The sequence below is a fragment of the Chamaesiphon sp. VAR_48_metabat_135_sub genome (assembly GCF_031418915.1).
Classification (GTDB): domain Bacteria; phylum Cyanobacteriota; class Cyanobacteriia; order Cyanobacteriales; family Chamaesiphonaceae; genus Chamaesiphon.
Genome location: NZ_JANOJV010000118.1, coordinates 1 through 11,919 on the forward strand (window position 1 = coordinate 1; position 11,919 = coordinate 11,919).

General features: G+C 45.0%; 7 protein-coding genes. 1 reads left to right on the forward strand and 6 read right to left on the reverse strand.

Translation table 11 applies throughout. From position 1 onward, the window contains the following. Positions 1-1,059: 1,059 nt before the first annotated feature. The 6 genes from RMO55_RS08655 to recO form a co-directional block, all read right to left on the reverse strand. Complete coding sequence (locus RMO55_RS08655) at positions 1,060-2,235, reverse strand: aminotransferase class V-fold PLP-dependent enzyme (RefSeq protein ID WP_310425819.1); 1,176 nt, start codon at positions 2,233-2,235, stop codon at positions 1,060-1,062. 406 nt (positions 2,236-2,641) lie between these two features. Further along, on the reverse strand, positions 2,642-3,382 hold the full coding sequence (locus tag RMO55_RS08660) for a hypothetical protein (RefSeq protein WP_310425821.1): 741 nt from the start codon (positions 3,380-3,382) through the stop codon (positions 2,642-2,644). A gap of 535 nt (positions 3,383-3,917) precedes the next feature. Next, entirely contained in the window at positions 3,918-4,688 is a 771-nt protein-coding gene (locus tag RMO55_RS08665) for a hypothetical protein (protein ID WP_310425823.1), read from the reverse strand. Between the two features lie 468 nt (positions 4,689-5,156). Then, positions 5,157-5,936 (reverse strand): ABC transporter ATP-binding protein, encoded by a 780-nt coding sequence (locus RMO55_RS08670; protein WP_396134232.1) that lies wholly within the window; start codon positions 5,934-5,936, stop codon positions 5,157-5,159. Positions 5,937-6,091: 155 nt separating this feature from the next. Continuing rightward, positions 6,092-7,516 (reverse strand): MFS transporter, encoded by a 1,425-nt coding sequence (locus RMO55_RS08675; protein ID WP_310425826.1) that lies wholly within the window; start codon positions 7,514-7,516, stop codon positions 6,092-6,094. 278 nt (positions 7,517-7,794) lie between these two features. Then, positions 7,795-8,610, reverse strand: a complete 816-nt coding sequence (gene recO, locus RMO55_RS08680; protein WP_310425828.1) for a DNA repair protein RecO — start codon at positions 8,608-8,610, stop codon at positions 7,795-7,797. Positions 8,611-8,842: 232 nt separating this feature from the next. Between recO and metH the strand changes: the two genes are divergently transcribed. Beyond that, positions 8,843-11,919, forward strand: a 3,077-nt coding sequence (gene metH, locus RMO55_RS08685) for a methionine synthase (protein ID WP_310425829.1), incomplete at its 3' end; no start/stop codon positions are given.

Genomic DNA, 11,919 nt, shown 5'->3' on the forward strand with positions numbered 1-11,919 from the left:
AAGATAGATATCACTGACCTGATGTTGTCCGGTCGCTACTACCAATTCTTGAATTTGGTCTTCCCCAAATACGGCACCAATGCGGTGTTGCTCCGCAATAATTATTTGCTTTGGCATTCAATTTCCTCGAAAATTAGCAGCCCATTCGGTCGCCTAGAATCGACAGGTGCCGAGCATCGCTGGTATAATGTAATATAATGTATGAAAGTAGCTAACTGGTTTGAACTTATTAGAGACTGGCGGCACGAACCGAAATATTCACTTGTTCCTGGGGATACTTAACGATCGATTCGAGCGTGCAATCGGTGGCTAGATGGTTGACATCTATCTGCGTCGTTGAGTGCTAAATGAGGCACTTACGCTAAGGATTTAGATGCATAGCTCCCGATGGTCAGGTTCAATGCTGGGATAACTGAGATCCTAGATCCTACTTCACCACATTAGCTGCTACACTTTAGTGCAACCGCAGTTGTGGCAAAACACGATCGGAAATAGGTCATCGATGCTCTAGAAGCAGCGGCACATACTAACGCTAACGCCAGTTAGTTGCCACTGAAATTTGGACTGACGGCCCGAGCTTTTCGATCTCGATCTACTGATTTCCTTTGAATCCCGCACCCCGGCAACTCGATGGTCAAAGACCCACTTGCTCTGAAGCAGAATTCACCCAAATATCATCTCCGAATAAATCCGTAGAAATTGGGCTTACCTCTTACAGATGATTGCCCAGGGAGTGATGTCAACTCTCAAGAGAGTTGTGTCGGTAGCTGCCTACAATAGGGCGGACTGGCGCGATCTTCCAATCCTCACTAGATCCATTGCACTTAGTAATTAGCTACAAGGATGGTGGTATGTCCAGAATCCACGAAAATTTTGTCCAGTAGACGATCGCTTCGGAGTTTGGATTACCGAAAGTATTGGGAAGATTGGTTGAGTTTGTTCTTCCTTGAGGCGATCGCTCTTGGTTATCTTCGATTATACCTGCAAATTGTCATTTGGATTTTGGATTTTGGATTATTCCCACGATCGAGAATCGTCGCTTGCAACCAGTTATTGCTGTTACGATCTCAAAGCTAACTTCCGCAGACTTTGAATCGTCTCGATCGTGGCCGTTGCGACTCGATCGATTTCCGCTACTGTATTATTGTGCCCAATTCCGAACCTAAGTGCAGCATATGCGAGAGATTCGGATCGTCCTAGTGCCTGCAAGACGTGGGAAGGGGCGATTTTGGCCGAACTACAAGCGGCTCCCGAGGAGAGGGCGACAGTGGGACGCAAACCCAGTAGGAGCGCAGTTCCATCGACTCCAGCCACACTAATATTTAGATTCCCCGCTAGTCGTTGGGTGGGATGTCCGTTGAGATAAATACCGTCGATCGAACTCAGTTGCGACCACAACCTCTCGCGTAATTCGGTCAATTTAGCTGTGGTATTGTCGAGATCTGCCAGGGCGATTTCTACCGCTTTAGCAAAGCCGACGATCTGCGGTGGATATAGTGTACCCGATCGCCTTCCCCGTTCGTGTCCGCCACCATGCAATTGCGGTGATAATTTCACGCGCGGATGCTGGCGGCGGACGTATAGTGCGCCAATCCCTTTTGGCCCATATACTTTATGAGCGGTGAGTGACATCAGATCGATATTTAATAAGTTAACATCTAAGGGAATTTTACCGACCGCTTGAGCGGCATCGGTATGAAATAAAACTTCTCGTTCTCGACATAATTTACCGATTTCAGTAAGTGGTTGGATCGTACCAATTTCATTATTTGCTGCCATAATTGATACTAAAATTGTATCAGTACGAAAGGCATTTTTTAGTCGAATAAGATCGACTAAACCATCCGGTTTTACAGGTAAATAAGTAACTGAAAATCCCAGTGATTCTAAATATTGACAAGGATCTAACACCGCATTATGTTCGGTATTCAGAGTAATAATATGTTGCCCTTTCGATAAATATGCTTCGGCAATTCCTTTGAGCGCGAGATTATTTGCTTCCGTTGCACCACTGGTAAACACAATTTCTTCGGCACTCGCACCGATGGCTGCGGCGATAGTTTCTCTTGCTCCAGTCACAGCAGCTTCTGCCGCCCAACCATACTGATGGGTGGTACTAGTCGGATTGCCAAAATGTTCGGTAAAATATGGCAACATCGCCGCCAAAACGCGCGGATCTACCGGAGTTGTCGCATGATGATCCAGGTAAATTGGTAGGTGTCGATCTGTTGACATGTGATGGTGAGGTTTGAAGATGTGGATCGATCGAGTTTTGTTTGAGTTGCTGCGTAGACCTTACCCACCCCGCCCTACGGGCACCCCTCCGAGGAGGGGATTTTCATGGCAAGGAGCACTGGTGTAAACCAGTCCAAAACGCAGTCTGGCAAACCCATATATACACAGTAGGCTTAATGACTAGGGTATAAAATCCCCTCCTCGGAGGGGTGCCCAAAGGGCGGGGTGGGTAGATCTCGGCAACTCAACTAGAATTAATGGATGTCGGATCGATCATCTCAAGCATCGATATTGCAATACTTCGATCTTACTGGAATCTCCTACAGCCAACAATACCAAAAAGACACCATAATTACCTATGGTGTCTTTCAAATTGACATATCAATTAGCTAAACATGCCTAAGCTCTATGCTTTGGTGCTAGATTTGAGGTTCTTTTTCATGCGTAATGCTGCGAAACCACCAACGAGGGTACCAACGATAGTGAAAGGTTCGGGAACATCAGTAGAAGGAGGCAGAGATCCCTGTGCTACATTAGCATAGCGAATTCGACCACCACCATAGAGAAGCTCGCCTAAACCATCGCCCCAGAACTGTACTGTGCTAAACGTACCAGTATCATCGATCGCACCAGTAAATGCCTCATATACGCCATTGTATTGCACATCGCCAACTACCGTCGATGTTCCGACTTTGATGGCAGGACCGTTGTTAAAAGACATATACAGAGATGAAGGCTGACAACAAGTTCCCCAGTCGCCCACTTCAAAACCTAAGGCGTTGATTGCACTATTAAAGCTGAATTGGATGCCACTAGTACGGGAGGCTTGAACATCAGTGGAGGAAGGATTGATGTTGAAGACCTGACCATTCAGAGTGCCATAGGAGTCTGGATTCAAGGTAGCACCGTTAATTCGGCTAATTGAGTAGGCACCACGATTGATGCTTGGGCCAGCAGTTAGACCTGTCAAAGCGTCTATAACTACAGTGCCGCCAGCTCCGGTTACGAGTGAGTCAAACTGGTTAGCTCCAGTAGATGTACTATTGAAGAAAGTTGCTACTGTTGCTTGCGCTGGAGCGAAAGATCCGCTAGCTACGAGACCAGTGAAGGCAACACCTGTTGTCAAGACTAAAGATTTAAAATTCATAATCGGGTTTCTGTTGTTGTGGTAGGATACGTTAATCTTGCTCGATCTGTTTCACTTATCTGGCAGTAGAAAACCGTGTTTTTTGGTATCAATTCCACTGAAAGATTTAGCTCGACAAATACAAGCTATTCCCTGAGCGAATGAAGATGTAAAAGTATCTTCGCATTTTTAATATACTCAGTCTATCTGAATTGCTAATATTAGCAAGCCCTATTTCTACCCATATATTGTTCGTTAGCAAGAAATTTAGGCTCGATCGATCGATATTTGTGCCATTTTTTATACATCTTTAATATATTCTTACAGCTCTAAAATCTATAAAATTGTTCGTATTTCTTACATTAGCAAGAGAATGTATTTATTTACTTACTACACTTAGAGTACTTTTCTATACTAAAAAAAAATCCGTATTAATTACAGTAAAAACTTCATAAATCGGGATTCGGGATTCGGGAATTGGAAACACAAAAAAAGACACCATAATTACTTATGGTACCTTTCAAACTAGAACATCAACTACCCATATGTCTAAGCTCTACGCTTTGGTGCTAGATTTGAGGTTGTTTCTCATGCGTAATGCTGCGGAACCACCAACAAGAGTACCGATGATGGTGAAAGGTTCGGGTACATCAGTAGAACCAGTCGGCGGAACTACTTGTGCTAAAGTACCAACTGTTAAATCATCGAATCCGAAGAAATCAACACCTGGTTGTGTATTACCGAATGTCATGCTAGTAAAAGTCTCACCAGCATTATCAGCAATCAATCCATAATAGAGTAAGGAGCCATTGGGAGCACCAAGAGGATTAGGTCCAAAGGTGTGTGGCACTGTTAAAGTGCTACCATTGCTGAGACCCAGGGTCAATTGTCCATCAAAGTCGCCAAGATCGGTGCCATAAAAACCGAAAGCCGCAACAGCAGTGTTGAAATTGATGGTGAAAGTACCACTACCAACTTCATAGTACTGAGTACTAGAAACTGGGAAACGTCCTACTGAACTTGAACCCGATCCTACAGCACCTGTTGTAGATACCATGTTACCTGTAATACCAGTAGCTCCAAAAGTAGCATTTACACCAGTAGCTCCAGTCGTGAAACCTTCAAAATTTTCAGTACCAATTGTAGTAAGACGAGCGAGAAACTCAGCTTCTTTGGCAACCGAGTTGGTGCGAATACCAGTAGTTATAGATCCTAAGTCCTGACCGAAATAGGTGGTGAAAGCTTGAGCTGGAGCGACAGATCCGCTAGCTACAATACCAGTTATGGAAATACTTGTTGTTAAGACTAAAGATTTGAAATTCATCATTGAGATTCCTATTGTTTTGGTAAAATGCATGGAATTTGCTCGATCTGTTTTGCTTGTGTGTCGTAAAACCGTGATTTTTAATGATCGATATCACTGACATGGCAAGCAGAACAAATACAAGTCCTTACCCAAATCAAATCGGGTAACCGAAGATGAAATATCTTCATGTTCTCAGAATGCCCAGACTAAATTGCTTTCTAACACTAATATCAAGATTGGTATCTGCAAACCATCGATTTAGACTCGATTCATCCATATTTTTTAGTATATTTTTACACATGCAAAATATAGATCTCATTTGTCTCAATCGATGGTTTCCTGGGTATTTGCTATGTCAGGAAGGGAGATAGATGATTCGGCTTATATTTTAGTATGTGTTTTTATACCTACAAAAGATCGGTATTGAGTCGATCGAAAATTTTACACTCACTTTTCGGTACTCTCATCGGTTGAGCAGCGAGAATCGATTTAATCGATGACGTGAATTGGGCCGTGGGTGCTAGCACTAAAAAATTGGCGCACTAGGGGATTGTCCGTGGTATCGATTTCATGGGTTTTACCATCCCATTGCACCTTACCCTGATAGAGAAAGACGATTCGATCGGTCGTGCGGCGGATGGTACTATCTTGGTGAGTAACCATCACGTAAGTGCTGCAACCGCCTTCGGCTTGCTGTAGGTCTCTGACTAAATCTTCAATGACGGTAGACGCGATCGGGTCTAAACCTGCTGTTGGTTCATCGTATAATAATACTTCGGGATTATCTTCAGGACGTTCGGGATTGGACATAATGGCTCTTGCAAAGCTGACCCGTTTGCGCATTCCCCCCGATAATTGCGCGGGATATCGATCGGATACACCCGCCATCCCGACTAATCCTAACTTAGCTTCGACCAATTCTCGAATGTGTTTGCGAGAAATGCGGGACTGTTGAAATAATCGGAAGCCAACATTTTCCTCGACGGTGAGCGAGTCGAATAACGCTGCTTGTTGAAAGACCATCCCAATATAAATCGGGTCGTTACCATCTTCAATCAATCCACGCCGCAATTGTCCGCGAATATAAATTTCGCCCTCATCTGGTGCGAGCAATCCCGCCACAATCCGCAGAATCGTCGATTTACCCGTTCCAGATGGTCCAATAATTCCCAAACCTTCACCAGGGTAGATATCCAAATCCATCCCATCTAAAATCACGCTCTTACCAAAAGCTTTAGAGACTCCGCGTAGTTGAATGATTGGTTCCATCAAGAAGTGAATGGTGAATGTTGAATGGTGAAGTTTCTAGACAGGAATTGAGATCCCTATGAACCAGAATTATCGAATTATTTTTTGATGTAGACGTTACTGGTGGATAGTGGATAGTCACCATCCACTATCCACTATCCACCATCCACCATCCACTAATCTACCGAATTATACTTTTGGGTGAATATACCACCAATAGCTGAAATCGCCGCTAGGCATAATAATACGGTGGGGACACCTAAAGCAGTTTCAGCTAGTCCAGTCAGTGCTAGCGGGAGACTGAGGGCGATGTTAATGGCATTATTCTGGAGTCCGAATACTTTACCGCGCATCTCTTCTGGTGTTTCGCTTTGGATAGTAGTTTGAGTAGGAATAGCGACACTCGCACTAAATACACCCATACCGACCAAGCATAATAGACTCAACCAGAGCGATTGGGAAAATGATAACCCAACTAAAGATGCCGCCACCCCTAACAAACCATACAAGCTCAATTGAGCGCGGGAAAGCTTTCGATCGATATAATTCAATCCTACCGCACCTAAGCCCATCCCAACCCCACCAGCAGCTAGCAGAAATCCAAATTGGGAAGCTTTGATTTCGGGTAGTAATTCTGCCATCCGCACTGCAACTACTGTCATCGAAGCAATAACGGAGTTTAATATGACTAACTTAATCAGTGCTCCTTTGAGCTGCTGATGTTCTCCGAGATAACGGACACCATCGCGAAGATCGGCTAGAACATGCGGCTCATCTCCTGTGGGGATCTGTTTAGTTTCTCCCGTTCGCATCACAATTAGTAGAATACCTGCAAGTGCATAGCTAGCTCCAACTAATAATTCTTTGCCGATATTCACGCCCAAACCAATACTTGCGCCCAGACTATCTGCAAGAGCCAAAATGGGTTCGCCGATGGCAAATCCCACAATCAGCGAACCCATTGCGGTCGTAGTATAGAGCGAATTTGCCGAAAGTAAATTCGGCTTATCAACAATCATCGAGATTGCCGCTTGTTCTGCGGGCGAGAAAAATTGTGTCAGAGTAGACACCAAAAAAGAGACAATCAGGAGAATCTCAAAACCCAATGGTAAGTTTGCGACTACTTGCCCCTTTGTCAACCACAACAAAAACGGCACAGAGAGTACTAAAACACCCCGTAGCAGGTTAGTAATGACTAGAACCTCTTTTTTGTGCCATCGATCGACAAACACCCCTGCGAGGGAGCCAAATAATACTGCTGGAATCGTACTTGCCATCATGATCGCCGATACCCAACCACTAATACTCTGATTTTCCGATTGAAATTGACTCTCGATAATGGCAATCATCAACACCAGATAGACTTTATCCGCCAATTGAGAGAAAATCTGTCCGCTCCAAAGGGTGACAAAGTTCCGATTTTGGAGCACGGCAAAAAATCCTGGTTCGGGAGCTGAACTTGCCGCTACCGTCTCTGGTCGCACAGTAGCATCCCCTTTTCCCGTGACCAGATCTACCTGCGATTCCGAACTAGCTTCACTAGTTGTGGGAACATCGGTGAATTCATTTTCTGGTGCTTTGTCAAAATCAGATAGTCGCATTGAGTAATGTGGTAGGGCTGTGATAACCGCTGGAATTAACGTTAAAACACGATTGGGGAAATATCCTCTATTTTAGAGCGATTGGTGTAGGCTCAACAGACAAATACTGGCTAGCTACTTAATTGAACGCTAGCTTTTGAATTCCTTAATTCGATCGTCCCAACCCATGTTAAACGAAAAATTAGTCTCTGGTGATGGTAGAAGCCGCACATCTATTTAGGTTGACCGATATCTACTAAGATCCGAACTAGAAGACAAATGGTCTCCCAGTCCCCTTTCTACAAATCGATTAATGCTGCCGATCGAATCTGAATATTTAGATGATAATGAATGTACTGGCGCAAAATCCGTTCGATCCGCCGCCATACATTGGCTAACTCGATATCGGAGATTGTTTCGAGGCTAAACTTATCGATGACTAAATCTAATTTTTCGAGACTAGGATCGGATAGGTGTTGAAATAAGAGTAAATCTAGCGCAGTCAGCCGATAATTGACCATAACGCTAGGATCGTCAGTTGCTGCGGCTAATTCTATCGTGCTGCCAGATTCTGTACTAAAGCCAATTTGCCAGTTGAGGATGGTAAAATCAGGCTCGATCGACTGCTTGGTAATGCAACAATTATGTACCTGAGGGGCAATTCCACCGAGAGCTAACAGGTGAAAGATTCCTTGACACAGATGGGCGATCGATCCGGTATTATCTCCTTTATCGAGAGCATTTAATCGCCCTAGATGCAGCATCAGTAGTTCGTACAATTCTTCCTGAGGATGTTCTCGCAAGGCTTGAGCTAAAACGATTTCGGCTAGGTATTGACTGGCGGCTAATTTACCTAAATCCCCAGTCAATCGCCCATAGGTAGTCACCGTCTCGGCTTGAGTAATCTTATCAAGCGATCGACCTTTGGCAATCAGTAAATTATTTACTACAAATAGGGCACTACGTCCACCCAAACTAGAATTCGGTTTTCTTGCGCCTGGGACGATCGCTTTAATTAAACCATGTTCGCGGGTGAGAATGGTCAACAATCGATCGTTTTCACCGATGGGAATAGCTTTGAGATTGATTCCTGTCGTTTTATATGTTCCACTCATTAATTAACGTCAGTTCAGATTAAGGATATTGGCTCCGCTCTGATACTGCTTCTAGCGAAAGAGCACCAACAGTCTCGAACACTCGATTTACGTAGCATCGCTGATGAATAGTCAGGCAAAACTTAATTATAATAGAAGCCTGTAATATTTCTCACTAACGGCATCGTTAAGCGATCTTAGGCAATATTTCGATCGTCGTTAGTTTATGACTCTCCATATAAATAAAATTACTATGACCAGTCCTTTCCTCGCACGTCTCCACAGTCCTGAACGTCCTGTCATCGTCTTTGACGGCGCAATGGGTACCAATCTTCAAGTCCAAAACCTCACCGCTGAGGACTTTGGCGGTGCTGAATATGAGGGCTGTAATGAATATCTTGTCCATACGAAACCCGAAGCAGTAGCCATCGTACATCGGGATTTCTTATCTGCTGGTGCGGATGTAATCGAGACGGATACTTTTGGCGGTACTTATCAAACGCTGGCAGAATATGGATTAGAAGACAAGGTTTATTATCTCAATAAGACGGCTGCTGAACTGGCGAAAAAATGTACGGCGGAATTTTCGACACCTGAAAAGCCGCGCTTTGTAGCCGGATCGATCGGTCCTGGTACTAAGTTACCTTCGATCGGGCATATTAGTTATGAAGAGCTAGAGCAAGCATACACCGAACAGGCTACGGGCTTGTATGACGGTGGTGTGGATCTATTTCTGATTGAGACTTGTATGGACGTGCTGCAAATTAAAGCAGCAATCAATGGACTTGAGGTGGTTTTTAAAAATAAAGGGGCTAGAATCCCCATTATGGTGTCGGCGACATTTGAAAATCCCCAGGCGACGATGTTGTCTGGTAGTGATATTGCAACACTATTAACGGCATTACAACCATTCCCGATCGATATTCTAGGTCTAAATTGCGCGACTGGGCCAGATTTAATGGCTCCCCATATTAAGCACCTCTGTGAACAATCGCCATTCGTGGTTTCTTGTGTGCCAAATGCGGGTTTACCTGAAAATATCGGCGGACACGCTCACTATAAATTAACGCCCGTCGAACTCAAATTGGCGATGTATAAGTTCGTCGAAGATTGGGGTGTGCAGGTGATTGGTGGTTGCTGTGGTACGCGCCCAGAACATATCAAAGCTTTAGCGGAAATTGGTTCGACTTTACAGGTAAAAGAACGGACTCCAGTATTTGAACCAGCGGCATCTTCGTTGATGTCAATCCAGCCTTATCATCAAGATAATTCGTTCCTAATTATCGGCGAACGCTTGAATGCTAGTGGCTCGAAAAAGTGTCGCGATTTATTAAATGAAGAGAATTGGGATGGTTTAGTTTCCCTGGCTAAATCTCAAGTCAAGGAAGGTGCCCACATTCTCGATGTCAACGTCGATTATGTCGGTCGCGATGGTGTCAAGGATATGCACGAAGTGGTTTCTCGCGTTGTTAATAACGTGAGCTTACCGCTGATGTTGGATTCCACTGAGTGGGAGAAAATGGAAGCCGGATTGAAAGTTGCGGGGGGTAAATGTTTAATGAACTCCACCAACTATGAAGATGGTGAGGAACGCTTCTATAAAGTATTGGAAATAGCCAAGAAATATGGGGCGGGAATAGTCATTGGGACGATCGATGAAGAAGGGATGGCACGGACTGCCGAGCGGAAATTTGCGATCGCCCAACGAGCATATCGAGCGGCGGTAGAATATGGAATTCCTGCCTACGAAGTCTTCTTCGATCCTTTAGCACTGCCAATTTCCACCGGAATCGAGGAAGATCGGGAGAATGGTAAAGCCACCGTCGAATCAATTAAGATGATTCGCGAAAACCTGCCCCAATGTCACGTTCTATTAGGACTATCAAATATTTCCTTCGGCTTAAATCCCGCCGCACGTCAAGTATTGAACTCGATGTTCCTGCATGAGTGTATGAATGCGGGGATGGATGCCGCGATCGTTAGCCCAAATAAAATCTTACCACTGGCTAAAATCACCCCCGAACATCAAGAGATCTGTCGGAATCTGATTTACGATCGCCGTCAATTTGATGGTGATATTTGCACCTACGATCCACTCGGTTTGCTCACCACCATGTTTGAAGGGGTGAGTACCAAACGGGATAAAGCCGAGGATGATAAACTCCCGCTCGAAGAGAAACTTACTCGCCATATTATCGACGGCGAACGGGTGGGATTGGAAGCGAATCTGATGAAAGCGATCGAGAAATATCCACCCCTCGATGTGATCAATACTTATCTCCTCAATGGGATGAAAGTTGTCGGTGAACTATTCGGTTCGGGACAAATGCAATTACCCTTCGTCTTGCAATCCGCCGAAACGATGAAAGCTGCCGTAGCTTTGCTCGAACCCCACATGGATAAAGCCGATGCGGGTACGAGTAATTCCAAGGGTAAATTCGTAATTGCCACCGTCAAAGGCGACGTACATGATATCGGTAAAAACCTCGTCGATATCATCCTCACCAACAATGGTTACGAGGTCGTCAATATGGGGATCAAACAATCGGTAGAAGCGATCGTTCAAGCCTACGAAACCCACAAACCCGACTGTATCGCCATGAGCGGATTGCTGGTAAAATCTACCGCCTTCATGAAAGAAAACCTCGAAGTTTTCAACGAAAAAGGCATCACCATCCCCATCATCCTCGGCGGTGCTGCCCTCACACCCAAATTTGTCTACAAAGACTGCCAACAGGCTTATAACGGACAGGTAATCTACGGTAAGGATGCTTTTGCCGACTTGAACTTTATGGATGCCCTGATGCCTGCTAAACAGGGCAACAAGTGGGACGACACCCACGGTTTCCTCGACGATGATGGCAACCCAATTAAAGTCGCCGTCGAAGATGAAGAACCCAAACAGCAGACTGAAGAAAGTAAAGAGCCAGCGGTAATCGATACTGTGCGATCGGAAGCGGTACCATTAGATATCGATCGACCAACACCACCATTCTGGGGTACCAAAATCCTCAAAGATGAGATCGCCCTCGAAGATCTATTCTGGCACATGGATCTCCAAGCCCTCATCGCCGGACAATGGCAATTCCGTAAACCCAAAGAGCAATCCCGCGAAGAATACGACGCATTCCTCGCTGAGAAAGTCCACCCGATCCTCGCCGAATGGAAAGCCAAAATCCTCACAGGCGAATGGCTAGAACCCCAACTGATCTACGGCTACTTCCCCTGTACCGCCGAAGGTAACTCCGTCCACGTCTACGATCCCAGCGTCATCGAGCAAGGCTTAACCCCCCAAACAGCCACCCCCGTAGTCACCTGGACATTCCCCCG